Source organism: Psychrobacter sp. 1Y6, assembly GCF_052258385.2.
GTDB lineage: Bacteria > Pseudomonadota > Gammaproteobacteria > Pseudomonadales > Moraxellaceae > Psychrobacter.
In genome coordinates, this window is record NZ_JBQQEW020000001.1 from 2,003,389 (window position 1) to 2,019,572 (window position 16,184).

Here is a 16,184-nt window from a genome sequence, read left to right on the forward strand (position 1 = left end):
AGCGAGTCACAATATAAAAATGTCCGATGCAAGTAAGCGAGTATTTATGAACGATAAGTCAGTTTCTAAGTCCACATCTCAACTGGCCACCTTAATCCAAATGGGCAAAGAGCAAGGGTATCTTACCTACGCTGAGGTGAATGACCAGCTGCCCGACTCTATTACCGAAAGCGATCAGATCGAAGACATTGTGCAAATGCTGACCGATGTCGGTATCAAAATCTTTGAATCAGCTCCTGATGCCGATGACATCTTGATGAACGATGATTCAAGCGATGATGATATGGCAGCAGATGAGGCAGCGGCAGTACTCGCCTCTGTTGAAACTGAGCCTGGTCGTACCACTGACCCTGTACGTATGTATATGCGTGAAATGGGTACGGTTGACCTACTGACTCGCGAAGGCGAGATTGCCATTGCTAAGCGTATCGAAGAAGGTATTCGCGATGTACAGCATGCCATGTCTTACTGGCCTGGTACCGTACAGTTTGTCCTTGACGAGTATCAAAAAGTACAAGACGGTGAAAAGAAACTATCTGATGTCATCACTGGTTTCTTAGACCCTGAGACCGAAGAAGACAAAATCGCAGCCCAAGAAGCAAAAGAAGCGGCGAAAGAAGAGCGTGAGCGCATCAAAGAAGAAAAAGAAAACCCACCAGTTATCAAAGCCAAGGTCAATGCGAAAGCAGCTGCGCTTGATGATGACGACGAAGACGAAGATGACGTTGAAGACGAAGCTGAAGAAGAAACCAGCGGTCTTGATCCAGAAGAAGTTCGTTTGCGTCTAGAAGAGATCGAGCATCTATTTATCAAAGCCAAGCAAGCCTTGCTTGATTATGGCCGTGGTAGCATACAGGCTGATACCGCGTATGCCCTACTTGCTGAACGCTTTATGATGCTAAAGCTAAACAATCGCTTGTCAGACCAAGTCATGGCTATCATGCATGACGTCTACGACGACGTGCGTAAGCAAGAGCGTCAAATCATGCGTTTGGTGATTCGCCGTGGTCGTATGCCGCGTGAAGAGTTCCGTAAGACCTTCCCTAGCAATGAAACCAATGTTGATTGGTTGATTGAACGTATCAAAGGTAAGCCTGCATTTGCTGGTACGCTAGAAAAAGTCACTGATGACGTTATTTTACTTCAGCGCCGTATTCGTGATTACGAGCAGCAGCTCGATATGAAAATCCACGATATGAAAGATGTGGCACGTCGTATGGCTGTTGGTGAAGCAAAAGCTCGCCGTGCGAAAAAAGAAATGGTTGAAGCTAACCTACGTCTGGTTATCTCTATCGCCAAAAAATATACCAACCGTGGTCTACAGTTCTTGGATCTTATCCAAGAAGGTAACATTGGTCTGATGAAAGCCGTTGATAAGTTCGAATATCGCCGTGGTTATAAGTTCTCGACCTATGCCACTTGGTGGATTCGTCAGGCGATTACCCGCTCTATCGCTGACCAAGCGCGTACCATTCGTATTCCTGTGCATATGATTGAGACGATCAACAAAATCAACCGTGTCTCACGTCAATTGCTACAAGAAATGGGCCGCGAGCCAACACCTGAGGAATTAGGCGAACGCTTAGAGATGGACGAAGTTAAAGTCCGTAAAGTGCTGAAGATTGCCAAAGAGCCTATCTCTATGGAAACCCCTATCGGTGATGATGAAGATTCGCACCTAGGTGATTTTATCGAAGATGGTACGATTTCAAGCCCTGTCGATGATGCGACTGCTGCTGGTCTACAAGAAGCGACGCGTGATGTATTGGGTAACCTGACTGAACGTGAAGCGCGTGTCCTAAAAATGCGTTTCGGTATCGATATGCCAACCGATCATACTCTAGAAGAAGTCGGTAAACAGTTCGATGTAACGCGTGAGCGTATTCGTCAGATTGAGGCAAAAGCATTACGTAAATTGCGCCATCCATCACGTTCTGAGCACTTGCGCTCTTTCCTTGAAAATGACTAAATTTTCAGAGAAGTACTGAGCCTAGCTAATAGGTTTCAGATAGTTGCTAGAAATAGAAAAGCTGAGTATATCTCAGCTTTTTTTGTGCCTGCTTTTTAATTCTAGAACTTATTAATCACAGCATTTGTTAATTACAAAGCTTATTAATTGCAAAGCGTCCTAGTCATAAATCTTTTTAACCCAAGCGCTCCTCATTCAATATATACCTCTATTTTCTTTATCTTCTACTACCTTCTTTCATTAAAAATTATTTAACTATAGATACAAACTATCCTTCAAAAAACACTTTATAGTTGACACTATCAACCTTATTCTATATAGTTGCTTCTATCAACTATATCAAAGAGTTTTTATGTCTAACAATTCATTAAGCGAAACACTACATCAATTGATGCATACCTATACCAACCTACTACTAGAAGGCATTCGTCAGCAAGGGGTAGAGTTGTCCGTGACCAATATCAGAACCTTAAAAGGCGTTTGTTATAACCCGAATAGCACTGCGCTATCGATCTCTAAGCATATGCAGCGAGACAAAGCGCAAATCACCCGTGCCTTAAATGACCTATTGGCGGCTGAGCTAATATTAAAGACAGACAACCCGCTTGATGGTCGCAGCCAATTACTACAGCTGACCTCTAAAGGCGAAGAGGTTATGACAAAGCTTGATGCAGCAGAAGAGTGGACAAGACAGCAATTAACGAAAGATTTAAGCCTCGTAGAGCTTGCGTTATTTTTCCGTGTCAGTCGCACCATGATAGACAACGTTAGCAGCAGCAAGACTACCGATAAATAAGTAAGGACAGATCCATATGAATAACACAATAAATCAAAAACCCGTACGCGAAATCATGACCGTTGCTCACAAGCAAATGATTACTCCGCACTACATCCGTATATACCTCACAGGCCAAGCAGATACTATTGCCAATATCGCGACCATGACAGTTGGCGCAAACAATAAAGTACTTATCCCTGTCGATAAAGCTCAGTCAATTGATCTAAATGACAATACTACTTTCATTGTCCGTACTTATACTCATCGCGGCGCTGATGTAGCAAAACAACAGATTTGGATTGATTTTGTCGCTCATGGTGACGAGGCGCCTGCTTCAGGTTGGGCTACTCATGCTGAGGTTGGCGACGAGATTGGTATCTTAATGAAGCCTAAAACCAAAGCGCTTTGTCCTGATGCAGATAATTTTCTACTGATTGGCGATGCCACAGCGATACCAGTGCTCGGCTCAATATTAGAAAGCTTGCCTGCCAGTGCGACTGGTCAATGCATCATCGAAGTGCACGGTACAGAAGATGAACAAGAGTTGCCGACAGCAGCCAATATCACCATGACATGGTTACATAACCCAGATCCAACGCAAGGCAGTCAATTAATCAATACAGTAAAATCTCTCACATTACCAACTGCAGAACAGAGCCGATTTGCTTATATCGCTAGCGAATTCTCATCTGTCAAAGCCCTTCGTCATTACCTAAAAGTCGAGCAACAGTGGTCTAAAGATGAGCTATATGCCTTTTCTTACTGGAAAGCAGGTGTTGCAGAAGACCAATCTGTAAGCGATCGACAGGCAGAAAAAAACACTGACTAATTAAACGCTCTTTATGAGAGGAAAATGACTATGGCTCCAAATACTATGCCGTCAAATACCGAGACCCTGCTCATTGATGGCTCTAAAAATAGTGGCGCTAAGAATGATGGCACTAAAAAAACACCGTTGCTCTACAAAGTGTTATTAATACTTGCCTTAATGACTGTCATAGGTGGTCTCTTAACAGGTGTGATGACCTATATAAATGTCGGATACTCCGATACGTTTTTTATAGACTGGTCTAGAGCGCTACTGGCGGCGTATGCGATCATGCCGATTGGCTTCTTACTGATGGGACTGGTCACAAAATTTATTAATCACAAGCTACCTAATACCAAAGCATACAAGCGCAATCTCATTACAGGTGTGTTGATGGCTTGTATAATGGAGTCTATGTTGGCCTTTAGTACTGCCTCAAAGACGATTGGTTTTGCTAATCAAACGGCATTTTTAAATGGCTGGTTAGAAGGGTTTCTAGTTGCATTACCAGTAGGATTGACGTTAATGGTCATCGTTTCTATGACTATTAAACCAAAAATTGAGGCATTTCTAAAAAGCTAAGATATCACGACGATGCTTATTAGGTTTTTCGGTACTTTACCACGACGCTAACCAGATTAATAAAAAAGCTTAATAAAATTGAAGAACATAAAGCATCAAGGGCGTGTTGAATATTCAACACGCCCTTGTCATGTCGGAAGCTTTCTAATACTATTTTACTGCTAGTTTGGCAAAGAACTAACGTGTATTTAATGAGTCAGTCGTAACAACCTTTACTGTTAGATTCGATTTGAAACAGTCTTTTTTTGTCCATCATATATTGTTACTATTCGACAATATTCCGATGACTAGACAGTACAACTGTCATAATTAAACTGGTTTTGGCTGTATACTCTACTGTTATAGAAACGTATAGTCAGAATATAAACGCTAGTTACAAGCAGTATCCTACTAGTAGCCGTTTATTTGTATATGGTTGACACATTGGTAGTAAACAAATACTACTACGCTTTAGTGTTTATATTCATAATGAGTAAGCTAAAAATCTAATGTTCCACTCTGACAGTTGTTGATTATTAACTAGGTATCGATATCACACATTTTATGAATACAGAAAACATAATATCTGCACTTAACAACCCCATGCGTCGCCAAATCATAAAGTGGTTGAAAGACAGATCAAACTTTCCAGCCTCATTACCAGAGCATGCTAATCTGGATGGTGTATGCGTCAGTTACATCCAAGAAAAAGCTGGATTGTCGCAATCAACCATTTCAAACTATATGGGTGTGTTAAAAAAAGCAGGATTGGTTACGTCCGAACGCCATGGACAATGGACGTTTTATCAGCGTCATGAAGCTAACATCGAAGCATTTCTCAATGAAGTTGAAAAAGAGCTGTTGAAGCTTTAAAAAATTCTCATAATCTATAGAGCTATTCTTCTTTATCACAAAACATCTAGATATTTCAATATAACGATTAACTATCTCCATACCGCATCATCCAAACCTGTTACTTCTTCCCTTCTAGCTACCCCTTCCTTTCTGCCGTCCTATTACCTTCTAAGATATTTATCCATAAAAGAATATAGTCTTTTAATCTGCATAAAAAAAGCCGAGATACACTCAGCTTTATAATATTTATCAATATGACACTATTAATACGTAGCTAATTTAATGCGCGCCTAAGCTTTGCTCAGCATCTGGCTTATCATGCACACCGAAATTGTCTATCATCGCTTGGCTCGCCTCGTTCAAACCGATGAGCTCTACTTCAGTGCCTTCGCGGCGAAATTTAATGATGACTTTATCTATGGCAGCGACTGCTGTCACGTCCCAAAAATGCGCGCGCGACACGTCAATGACCACGTTAGAGACAGATTCTTTAATATCAAAGGAATCAATCATACGCTCTGCTGATGAAAAAAACACTTGTCCGTCAACTCGATAATAACGCGTTTGCGCTGCTTCATCCATATGACTATGCACGCTCATATAGCGCTCAATCTTATTGGCAAAGAACAATGCTGACAGCAGTACCCCAATCAATACGCCATAGGCCAAGTTATGCGTTGCGACCACCACAGCAACGGTCGTAATCATGACCACATTGCTTTGCAGCGGCTTGGTTTTTAGCTCTTTAAAAGAGCCCCAGTTAAAAGTACCGATAGACACCATAATCATCACAGCGACTAATGCGGCCATTGGAATAATCTTTAGCCAATCGCTTAAGAACACTACCATCAATAATAAAAATACGCCTGCTACTAAAGTAGAAAGACGTGTATAACCGCCTGATTTGACATTGATGATCGACTGCCCAATCATCGCACAGCCTGCCATCCCGCTAAAAAAGCTACTAACCACATTGGCAATACCTTGGCCTTTGCACTCTTGCGTACGGTCGCCTTTGGTATCAGTCAAATCATCTACGATAGTCATGGTCATCATAGACTCAAGTAAGCCCACTATCGCCAAACTGATAGAATACGGAAAAATAATAATCAACGTATCCAAGTTCAACGGGATATCAGGTATCAAAAACATCGGCAGGGTATCAGGCAGCTGACCCATGTCATTGATGGTTCGCGCCTCTGCACCTAATAGGATGGCTATAGCTGTGACCAGTACAATACTAACCAATGGTGATGGAATCACTTTACCGATCTTTGGGATATATGGATAGCCATAGATAACGACGAGACCTAGCACTACAAGACCGTATACGTGTACTAGGTTTGAACCTGCCTGCGGCATCAGCTCAGGAACCTGCGACATAAAAATCAAAATAGCCAAGGCATTGATAAAGCCCAGTACCACAGATTGCGACACATATTTCATAAGATTACCCAGCTTTAAGAAGCCAAAGACAATCTGTATAACACCTGTCAGCACACTGGCTGCCAACAAATACTGCAATCCATAATCCTTGACCAGCGTCACCATTAGTAACGCCATCGCACCAGTCGCCGCCGAAATCATCGCTGGACGACCACCGACAAACGCAATCACTACCGCGATACAAAACGAGGCATAAAGCCCTACTTGGGGATCGACACCGGCAATGATAGAAAATGCAATCGCTTCAGGGATAAGTGCCAAAGCGACGACCATGCCAGCCAAGACATCGCCGCGCGCATTGGATAACCAATGTTCTTTAATTGTATTTAACATATTTAACTCAGTTTTGGGGAACTGCTGTAGTCTGTCAATAAACGAGGTATCTAATCATTGTTTAGAAAACATCTATTTGGAAAGTATCTAAAAAGTAGTTAGAAATTAGCTCACATGAAAAGTCTGACGCATCTCTATCTAGGCACATCTCTATTTATACCCTTTGATATCCAGACACGTTGCCCATTACCTGTCAGGTAATAAATATAAAAATGCGAACGATCATAGTTAGCGAGTTATCGTCATAACATATTTTTAGTGGGATAATCTTTATGATCCACTAGATATATCGAATAGTGATACAAACGTTAAAGCAGTGCGTGCGCACAAGAAAAAGCGTTATACGCTTTATGAGAGTAATTGCTATAGGAAGCAATCATTACTGAGGAGGGGTACAGCTAGGGTGGCGTATTCATCTTTGTGGTGACAGCTTTTATAGAGTTAAGAAGTGATATTCCGCGTCATTTTAACATACATAAAGTGGATTAATAAAAACATCGCCCTTTACGCTGAGGATTTAACTTTTTTAGCTATAAATTTCAGATCACCTCCCTTAATAAGTTTAGACACAAGGGCTAGAACAACAGGGTTCGAGAGCCTTTGGGAAAGATTACTAATTAAGGCACAAATTTACATTAAGGGTGCGCTAGATCCAGAAATTCAGAGAATTATTTTATTAGATGGCCTAACTGGACCAAAGAGAAGGAAAAAAGAAAGAGGTAGATCCAGAACTCGCTGCTATTCTGATTAATGGTTCTGCTATGAACGCTGCCCTAGTGATCCCCTTCAGCACGATGCTATCTGAATTTAAAGTTTAGAATTTGATTGAACATATCTAACTAAACGAGCCCTCTTCTAAAGAGCGCTCGACGTTCTGATAAGACCATCTGCTTATATCCATTGTTGAGAATAGCTTCATACCTCAATGTAATGAAAAGCATAATCCTTCACATAAATGAGAGCACAACTTCACTTATTATTCGACGATTTTTAATCTTTTCACCAATGGGAGAGTATATTTTTCGAAGTTATCAGCCATTTTATACAATTCATCGATATTATCTTTTTCTGCTTGAAGTGTACTTCCATCTTTGAGTAATAGTTGGTTATTTTTCTTAAGCGCTTGCCACGCATAATCTACCCAGTCTGCCTGTTTATTTTTACCTTGGATATAAGCATGCAAGAAAATAAGCGGGAATCTTCCGAATGTTAAAGCAGTCCCTGTCAGTGGGCTAGCCAGCGCTGTCAATTCAGGACTTACAAGACTCTGCTGCATAATATATGCATTAAGCTTCTTGCACTGTTCTTGGACCTCTTTTATCACATTATCATCTTGGACAAGAACAATTGCTCTTTGACTGTGTAAGATAGCCAAAGACTCGCATAACCAACTTTGTTTAAAATCATCAGGCAATTTCTTTTTCAAATCAACTACCTGATGTATCTTATAATCATTTAAGAGACCGACAACTTGCTTATAAATATCTTTGTTTAGAGAGACATTACCAACTGCACCGTTCAGATCATATTGGATGTCTTGTTCACTAGCAATCAACATAAAGCGCAATTGGTACCACGTCATTTCTAACTTAGCACTAGATATTTTTCGTGCTCCTTTTACCCAGTAATCGCGGCGAAACTGTTTGTTATGCATATAATCTTTGATACTTTGTTCAAACATGGGGTCATCGACACTTTTGAGAAACTCGCTTTGTTCATCGGTATAGCAGCAAGGGCTATAATCCTCCAAGAAGCTGGCTGAACAAGCAAAACTGGTCTTGGTGGGTGATAACCAATCTGCCATTTCAGAAAAGTACATAGGTTGCCAATCACGGTTAAAGTATTCGTGAGCCAAATAATTAGGGTTTTGCTTACTAATGTTTTCTAAGCGGTGTGGAATAGAGGGGACTTGTTGTACTAAAGGCTGACTAAGCTCAAGAAGCTCTTGTGTAAACTTGATAGAATCTTCGACACGTCTGCTAATACTTTTACCACGGCTACCATGCATATGGTCATGCTCTGTTAGCATATGGCGTATAGGAGAAGCTGCAGCCCAACCTGGTAAAGTATTGTAGCTAATATATAGCACCCCACCAACTTTTAGTTTACGGCGAATAAAGTCGGCAATAATGCCACGGTTTTCGTTAGACACCCAAGACCAGATACCATGTAAACCGATAAAGTCAAAATCCGGTAGGTCATCACGATTACAAAAGTCACTGAAAGACTGATCATAGATATGGGTGTTACTGCCTGAAGTATCAGATAATTCTTTAGCAAAGCTTGCTTGTGAAGGATTAAAATCAGTGCCATACCATTGGACATCCGATGCAGCGGAATGTGTATTGATTGATATTCCTTGACCAAAGCCAAGTTCACATGCCGTATTGAATTTCGGTACTTCAAGTCCTGACATCAAGAAAGGGATTTTGACATTATTAGGGCTAAGTTCTGGATAATAGCCGTAAGTATAATCGATATCACTAATGTAACCCTCTGACCAATTTGCCATGTTTATATCCTTATATATGATTAATTTAAATACACGCTACTCAAAATATCTTAATGTGTTTATTGCAAACTCATCCAACCTAATAATGTTAATAAAGCTACCGAAATTAGTTTGATCATTTAGAATAATACCCTTTTTGCTATTAATTGGCTAAAGTGGTTTTAATAGTTTTCCACATTTTTTATTTTCACTGTTATACAACTACCTGATTATAAAGAATGCTATTGAATCTTATTGAAATGTTACCACCTCCCTAATTGCAAAACACCCTTTACAGATTTCGTTTCTATATTAGAATCACACGAGACATTGAATAATGTCTCCATATACCCCATCGCTAGGAAACTGACATGATTGTCCGGCAAACACCCAATGCCCTTAAGATATTTTTCACCCTGCGTGGATCAATCATTCCAAAAATCTATCCGCAAATTTTGCTGATTACTATTCTTAGTACGCTCATCACGATTATCCAGCACTGGCTTCCTGACTCGTTTCCCTATTATGGTATGGCAACGTTTACCTTGCTAGGAATTGCGTTATCATTGTTTCTTGGGTTTCGGAACAACGCCAGTTATCAGCGTTGGTGGGAAGCTCGCGGACTATGGGGTCAGCTGGTATATGATTCTCGTAGCTTAACCCGCCAAGTACTGTCCTTTATAGATAATGACGATGCGACTGGTATAGAAGATGGCGAGGTTCACAATGCGACTGGACGCGATACTCAGCGAACGATGGTATATCTGACCATTGCGTTTGCCCATGCTGTGCGCCACCGATTGCGTGGTACGCCACCTTGGGCGGATATCGAGCCTCTTGTCGCAGCGTTACATCATGACCGTATGCGCCAAGCGAAAAACGTACCTGATTATATAATGCGCCTAATGGGTAAGCAGCTAGGCGATATTCGGCGTCAAAGACTGGTATCGGAGCAAGTCATACAAAACATGGACGAGCGCCTGACCTCTATGACAATTGTACTGGCAGCTTGCGAGCGCATTCATAACACGCCACTGCCCTTTGCTTACATGCTGCTGGTACATCGCACCACCTATCTGTATTGCATTATGTTGCCCTTTGGTTTGGTGGCATCACTCGGTTGGGCGACCCCGTTGATTTGTGCGGTGATTGCTTATACCTTTTTTGGTCTGGATGCGCTTAGTGAAGAGTTAGAAGAGCCTTTTGGCTTGGCGGCTAACCAGTTACCTCTAACTGCCTTGTCACGCACTATAGAGATTAACCTGCGAGAAGCATTGGGAGAGACGGATATTCCGCCTGATATCACTCCTATCAACGGCTATTTGCAATAGCTTTTATAATAGTTTTAATAAAAGCCATTTGGCTTACTACTTCAAGATAGAACGGACTAAATACAGACTTCACTTGAATAATCATCTATAGACCACTATAAACAGTGCATATATTCTCTGCCTAATATAGCCATTCCACTATAAAAGTATGACAGCGTTAACCTCGCTTGAAGTATCACACATACATCTATACTCGGTTGCCTTGTGCTACTTTTAGATTGAATCGACTATAGCTTGACTGATTTAAATGCCACTGATGTCCACACTGAGCAAGTCTCAGATTTTGGCGTTATGATTTTGGTATGATTTGAGCAGATGTGTAACTAACTGAATGTCTATAGCAGCGATTTTCGAATGACTTAATGTTAGTTACTTATTTACTTATTTACTGCTAATGACTGATTAACTTTTTTCTATTTACCTATATAAGCGAGGCTCATATCATGAGTGATGATTCAAAAGACAACAACGACAACGTCGACAACAACGCAAATAACCCAACCAGCAATCAGCCATCAGTGAAAGTCACTGACCTGACGCCAAATAAGGGCGCATTGGTAGGCAAGAAGACCGATATTCAAAACCCAGAGCTTTGGGAGTTCCCGATGAACTACCCACTGAGCATCATCGGTCATGAAGGCGAGCGTGAGAGTTTGCTTAATGAAGTGAAGCTAATTTTGGGTAGCCAATTCCCTGATTTTGATTTGGCGTCTATCGAAGTTAAGCCGTCTAAAACGGGTCGTTTTCACTCAGCACGGGTCAATTTGTACCTAACCGCTGCTGAGCAAGTGAATGCGCTTTATGCCTCACTGGATAATGCAAAAACGGTTCGTATTGTTTTATAAGTGGCATAAAAAACTTTAACGCCTTTTTAGTCCAAATCGTCACTCATACGGGTGGCGATTTTTTGTGGTTTGATGTACAATCTGCGCCCGCATTATTGCCGCCATGACTACCGTTATCAGTTGACAATAACCGAGAGAATGAAAAGTAAAACTCACGATATTTTTACAAAAATTTTATTATTGACCGCATTTGCGTCTAACCCTTATCCCATCGTCCTTTGCCAAAATTTGGACTGCCTACAACCTTGTAGCAACATAGTTTTATTCTAAAATCAATATAGTATTTTCAAAATTTTCCCGCTATATTGTGCCTACCAATTAACAAACACGCTATATGTAGTACTCAGTGATTTTAACCGTCACTATGAGTAGTGGTAGCTTTTTGTCCAAAAAAACCAGCTAGCACAACCCAGCATAATAGCGTTATAAAGAATGTCTGCCGCTGATTCAGCGCGCAGCATCACAATAAGCAATCAAAATAGAGGCCAGCATGACACATATTGACAAAATCCAAGTAACCAAACGTGATGGACGTTTAGAGCCTATTGATTTAGACAAAATTCACAAGGTAATAGCGTGGGCAGCTCACGGCTTGGACAACGTATCTGTGTCTCAAGTTGAGCTAAAGTCGCACATCCAGTTTTATGAAGGTATCAAGACTCGTGACATTCACGAAACCATCATCAAATCTGCCGCCGACCTAATCTCTGAAACCACGCCTGACTATCAGTATCTGGCTGCGCGTTTGGCCATCTTCCATCTACGTAAGATTGCTTATAACAAATTTACTCCGCCGCACCTATATGATCATGTCAAAACTTTGACTGACGCTGGCAAATACGATCAGCATATCCTAGCTGACTATAGCCGTGCTGAATTTGATGAGTTAGAAGAATATCTCGATCACTGGCGCGATATGAATCTTGCTTATGCTGCTGTTGAGCAAATGGCTGGTAAATATCTAGTACAAGATCGCGTGAGCAAGACTGTCTATGAGAGCCCGCAGTTCTTGTACATGCTGGTTGGTATGTGTCTGTTTAGCCAATACGACAAGTCAGATCGTCTTGATTTCGTCAAACGTTTCTATGATGCGACCTCAGAATTCAAAATCTCACTACCAACACCTATCATGTCTGGTGTGCGTACGCCATCTCGTCAGTTCAGCTCGTGCGTATTGATCGAATGTGGTGATAGCCTAGACTCTATCAACGCAACTACTAGCGCCATTGTACGCTATGTGTCACAGCGTGCTGGTATCGGCATCAATGCAGGCCGTATCCGTGCCCTTGGTAGCCCTATCCGTGGCGGCGAAGCACAGCATACTGGCTGTATCCCGTTCTACAAACTGTTCCAGACTGCTGTGAAATGCTGCTCACAAGGCGGCGTACGTGGCGGTGCTGCGACTCTATTTTACCCATTGTGGCATTTAGAAGTTGAGTCGTTACTGGTACTCAAAAACAACCGCGGCGTCGAAGACAACCGTGTCCGTCATATGGATTACGGCGTACAGTTAAACAAGACAATGTACACGCGCCTAATCAAAGGCCAAGACATCTCGCTATTCTCACCAGGTGACACACCAGGCCTATATGACGCGTTCTTTGAAGATCAAGACAAATTCGAAGAGTTATACACCAAGTACGAAAATGATCCTAACGTACGTAGCCGTCAGATCCCAGCAGCAGACTTGTTCAGCCTAATGATGCAAGAGCGCGCCAGTACGGGTCGTATCTATATCCAAAACGTCGATCATTGCAACACCCATAGCCCATTTGACGCGACGGTTGCCCCGATTCGCCAGTCAAACCTATGTATGGAAATCGCACTACCAACCAAGCCACTTGATAACATCAATGACGAAGAAGGCGAAATCGCGCTTTGTACGCTATCAGCGGTCAACCTGGGTAAAGTCGAAAACGTCAGCGACATCGAAGAGCCAGCTGAGCTAATCGTCCGTGCGCTTGATGCCCTGCTCGACTATCAAGACTATCCCGTAAAAGCGGCTCAAAACGGCAGCATGCGTCGTCGCACGCTTGGTGTGGGCGTGATTAACTATGCTTACTACTTAGCTAAGAATGGCGCACGCTACTCAGACGACTCAGCATTGGGTCTGACCCATCAGACGTTTGAAGCATTGCAATTCTATCTCTTAAAAGCGTCAAACAAATTGGCCAAAGAGCAAGGCGCGTGTCCTGCGTTCAATGAGACTACATATTCGCAAGGCATCTTGCCGATTGACACGTACAAAGCCGACTTAGACAAAATCTGCCAAGAGCCGCTACATCTCGATTGGGAAACGCTACGTGGCGAGATCACTGAGCACGGTCTACGCAACTCTACCCTAACCGCCTTGATGCCGTCTGAGACCTCTAGTCAGATCGCTAACGCGACCAACGGTATCGAGCCACCACGTGGTCTGGTCTCTATCAAAGCGTCAAAAGATGGCATCCTAAAGCAAGTCGTGCCTGAGATTGATAAGCTAAAAGATCAGTACGAGCTACTATGGCAAATGCCAAACAATGACGGTTACCTGAAGCTGGTCGCTATCATGCAGAAGTTCGTCGATCAAAGCATCTCTGCCAACACCAACTACGATCCAGTTCGTTATGCTGGTGGCCGTGTACCGATGAAGATATTGCTAAAAGACTTGCTAAACGCTTATAAAATGGGTGTGAAGACGTTGTACTACCATAACACTCGTGATGGTGCGAACGATGCCCAAGCGGATATGGAAGATGATTGTGCTGGCGGTGCGTGTAAGATTTAAGTTTGAAAGAGAAGTTCTTTAAAGAGAATTTCTAAAGTATGGCGGGTTTGGCTTTTGGGTTAAGCTCGCTGTTTTTTATCCGTATAGTACTAGTTTTGACTATCATTAAATAAGGATTTTTATGTTAGTAAAATATCTAGGCACTACAATTAATGAAAGAAATGAACATATACCGCGTTCTGAATTTCTAGAAAATGGCTTGTTTAGAATGACACAGCCTATATTTTTAAATGATAAAGGTAGTGAAGCCAGATTCTATCCATATTTAAATGAGTTTTCTCCTGCCGATTTGGCTTATGCTCGAAAGTGTTCAAACAGTTTTAATACGGGTTCTAGAACTAAACAGGTAGCTGATGAAGACCTCATCAGGCTTCATTTGGAGCCATCTGGAGATCATTATACTTTGGAAAATACTCCAACTCTTTTAGGTTTTACAGACTATGCTTCCAAGGAGGAATATTACGAGGCAAAAAGTATAGAGCTAAAAAAGTCAGTGGAAGAATTTAACAATTCAATATTGGAAGCTATCAGTAGTCATATAGGTATCTTTTCACTGTCCAAGAGTGTTGATAATGAAAAAATGTGGGTACACTACGCTAATAACCATATGGGATTAGCTGTTGAATTCAAAGAAGAACATTCATTCTTTCAAGACTTCCGTGTTCAAGACATCAGTTATAAACGCGAAGATAGAGCGTCTATAACTTATTATAAAAATACTATAAGAATAAACGGTGAGCCTTTAAGAAACTTAGAACTGAATGAGCCTATAAACTTATTAAGTCTTTATAATTTTATTTCTCAACAAAAAGATAAACTTAGTGGGATTACAAAAAAGTTGCTATATACGAAGAATGGAAAGTGGAGTGAGGAACAAGAAAAAAGATTAATTTGTCCTTTAGAAGTTTGCGAAGAAAAGAAAGGCAAGGTTATTACTCCAAAATTAAACGAAAATATACCTGACTATTTGCTTGAAGAGTTCAGTAGCTATCATGAAATTTGCCTCAAGAAAATACCATTTGACGCTCTTGAGTCGATTGTTTTTGGTGTTTCAGTTAATGAGTTTCAACAACAAAATATTATTGAAAAAGCACGGAAAAATCCTGATTTGCGTCACTTAACATTTAGCCAAGCTAAGTTTGATATTTTTGGTGATATCAATATCGTAGATTTATGATTAATTAGATGTAGGGTGCGCCCAGCACCTAGATTGGGTTGACGAAGGAAACCCAACGTTTTGAGTCTTTGTTGGGTCTTGTGCCTCGACACCAACCTACTCAAATGCATAGGAAATTGTAGGGTGCGCCCAAACGAAAAAGTCCTTAAGGATAAAGAAAGATGCCTTAGCAAGGCTTTTTAGTCCCTGAGCGAGGAAATAACGAAGCATTGCTTCGTCCGAGCGCAAGAGAATTTGCATTTTCGCAAATTCTGTAGCAACTATCCTGCTGACGACGATGGCGATGCAGTCTATGGCTGGACGTAGTATCGAGACAACAGAAATGCGGTCAGACACAATAGACTGCATCGCCAGCGGCAAAGCAGATACAAGCGGTAGGCGGGATTGGCTACTGTTATCATTAAAACATACAGACAGAATAAAACGACGGAGGTCATGTGCAATATACCGCAATCATCAAAGACGGTGGTTTGTTTATCCCAAACGTATTTTCAGACCTAAACGATGGTGGCTCGCATATCGTACAAGTCGAGGTTGATATTGCAGAGGTGCGTCAGCAGTTAGGTGTGGATGAAGCACCAAAGACAACTGTCGCCAAAAAAAGCGTGGCAAAAGCAGCCAAAAAACCAGCATCAAGAGCGGCTAAAAAAGACTTAAAAACAGCAGCAGAAGAGTCTGATGTAAGTACCCTACGCAAAAGCGCACTTGATGAATTAGAAGCACTCGATGATAGTGAGCTGAGCGAAATATTCAAAGCCTATATGAACGATGGGCAAGAGTCATCACAGATATCACTAGAGAACCTCTAAGCTAAAACGCTATA

At 41.6% G+C, this 16,184-nt stretch carries 12 protein-coding genes; 10 read left to right on the forward strand and 2 right to left on the reverse strand.

Going from position 1 to position 16,184, the window contains the following annotated elements; genetic code table 11:
* Positions 1-46 precede the first annotated feature (46 nt).
* From rpoD to ACTXGF_RS22105, 5 genes are all read left to right on the forward strand, one after another.
* Entirely contained in the window at positions 47-1,969 is a 1,923-nt protein-coding gene (gene rpoD / locus ACTXGF_RS22085) for an RNA polymerase sigma factor RpoD (protein ID WP_443532771.1), read from the forward strand.
* 352 nt (positions 1,970-2,321) lie between these two features.
* A complete protein-coding gene (locus ACTXGF_RS22090; protein WP_427620581.1) occupies positions 2,322-2,765 on the forward strand; it encodes a MarR family winged helix-turn-helix transcriptional regulator in 444 nt (147 codons plus the stop codon).
* Between the two features lie 16 nt (positions 2,766-2,781).
* The gene (locus ACTXGF_RS22095) at positions 2,782-3,576 is read left to right on the forward strand and encodes a siderophore-interacting protein (RefSeq protein WP_443532769.1); all 795 of its coding nucleotides are present in this window, start codon (positions 2,782-2,784) and stop codon (positions 3,574-3,576) included.
* Between the two features lie 30 nt (positions 3,577-3,606).
* Entirely contained in the window at positions 3,607-4,137 is a 531-nt protein-coding gene (locus ACTXGF_RS22100; RefSeq protein ID WP_443532767.1) for a DUF2798 domain-containing protein, read from the forward strand.
* Between the two features lie 543 nt (positions 4,138-4,680).
* On the forward strand, positions 4,681-4,989 hold the full coding sequence (locus ACTXGF_RS22105; protein ID WP_101204781.1) for an ArsR/SmtB family transcription factor: 309 nt from the start codon (positions 4,681-4,683) through the stop codon (positions 4,987-4,989).
* Positions 4,990-5,250: 261 nt separating this feature from the next.
* Here the strand turns inward: ACTXGF_RS22105 and ACTXGF_RS22110 are convergent, their stop codons facing one another.
* Positions 5,251-6,750: a SulP family inorganic anion transporter gene (locus ACTXGF_RS22110; RefSeq protein WP_443532764.1), complete on the reverse strand. Its 1,500-nt coding sequence runs from the start codon at positions 6,748-6,750 to the stop codon at positions 5,251-5,253.
* Between the two features lie 976 nt (positions 6,751-7,726).
* Positions 7,727-9,262 (reverse strand): methyltransferase regulatory domain-containing protein, encoded by a 1,536-nt coding sequence (locus ACTXGF_RS22115; RefSeq protein WP_443532762.1) that lies wholly within the window; start codon positions 9,260-9,262, stop codon positions 7,727-7,729.
* 350 nt (positions 9,263-9,612) lie between these two features.
* Between ACTXGF_RS22115 and ACTXGF_RS22120 the strand changes: the two genes are divergently transcribed.
* The 5 genes from ACTXGF_RS22120 to ACTXGF_RS22140 all read left to right on the forward strand — a co-directional run bounded on the left by ACTXGF_RS22120 (position 9,613) and on the right by ACTXGF_RS22140 (position 16,170).
* Positions 9,613-10,572, forward strand: coding sequence for a bestrophin family protein (locus ACTXGF_RS22120; protein WP_443532760.1), 960 nt, complete (start codon positions 9,613-9,615; stop codon positions 10,570-10,572).
* 518 nt (positions 10,573-11,090) lie between these two features.
* Positions 11,091-11,417 carry a YbeD family protein gene (locus ACTXGF_RS22125; protein WP_320158009.1) on the forward strand — a complete coding sequence of 109 codons (327 nt, stop codon included), beginning with the start codon at positions 11,091-11,093 and terminating at the stop codon, positions 11,415-11,417.
* 490 nt (positions 11,418-11,907) lie between these two features.
* Positions 11,908-14,184: a class 1a ribonucleoside-diphosphate reductase subunit alpha gene (gene nrdA / locus ACTXGF_RS22130; protein WP_102090443.1), complete on the forward strand. Its 2,277-nt coding sequence runs from the start codon at positions 11,908-11,910 to the stop codon at positions 14,182-14,184.
* A gap of 121 nt (positions 14,185-14,305) precedes the next feature.
* On the forward strand, positions 14,306-15,361 hold the full coding sequence (locus tag ACTXGF_RS22135; RefSeq protein WP_443532758.1) for a DUF2971 domain-containing protein: 1,056 nt from the start codon (positions 14,306-14,308) through the stop codon (positions 15,359-15,361).
* A 437-nt stretch (positions 15,362-15,798) separates the two neighbouring features.
* Positions 15,799-16,170 (forward strand): hypothetical protein, encoded by a 372-nt coding sequence (locus ACTXGF_RS22140; RefSeq protein WP_443532757.1) that lies wholly within the window; start codon positions 15,799-15,801, stop codon positions 16,168-16,170.
* The last annotated feature ends 14 nt before the right edge of the window (positions 16,171-16,184 follow it).

What these genes read in the sequence shown, in the direction of transcription:
- rpoD (WP_443532771.1), top strand. Translation starts at nt 47, where the DNA reads ATGAACGATAAGTCAGTTTCTAAGTCCACATCTCAACTGGCCACCTTA.
- ACTXGF_RS22095 (WP_443532769.1), top strand. Translation starts at nt 2,782, where the DNA reads ATGAATAACACAATAAATCAAAAACCCGTACGCGAAATCATGACCGTT.
- ACTXGF_RS22100 (WP_443532767.1), top strand. Translation starts at nt 3,607, where the DNA reads ATGGCTCCAAATACTATGCCGTCAAATACCGAGACCCTGCTCATTGAT.
- ACTXGF_RS22090 (WP_427620581.1), top strand. Translation starts at nt 2,322, where the DNA reads ATGTCTAACAATTCATTAAGCGAAACACTACATCAATTGATGCATACC.
- ACTXGF_RS22120 (WP_443532760.1), top strand. Translation starts at nt 9,613, where the DNA reads ATGATTGTCCGGCAAACACCCAATGCCCTTAAGATATTTTTCACCCTG.
- ACTXGF_RS22135 (WP_443532758.1), top strand. Translation starts at nt 14,306, where the DNA reads ATGTTAGTAAAATATCTAGGCACTACAATTAATGAAAGAAATGAACAT.
- nrdA (WP_102090443.1), top strand. Translation starts at nt 11,908, where the DNA reads ATGACACATATTGACAAAATCCAAGTAACCAAACGTGATGGACGTTTA.
- ACTXGF_RS22115 (WP_443532762.1), bottom strand. Translation starts at nt 9,262, where the DNA reads ATGGCAAATTGGTCAGAGGGTTACATTAGTGATATCGATTATACTTAC.
- ACTXGF_RS22110 (WP_443532764.1), bottom strand. Translation starts at nt 6,750, where the DNA reads ATGTTAAATACAATTAAAGAACATTGGTTATCCAATGCGCGCGGCGAT.
- ACTXGF_RS22105 (WP_101204781.1), top strand. Translation starts at nt 4,681, where the DNA reads ATGAATACAGAAAACATAATATCTGCACTTAACAACCCCATGCGTCGC.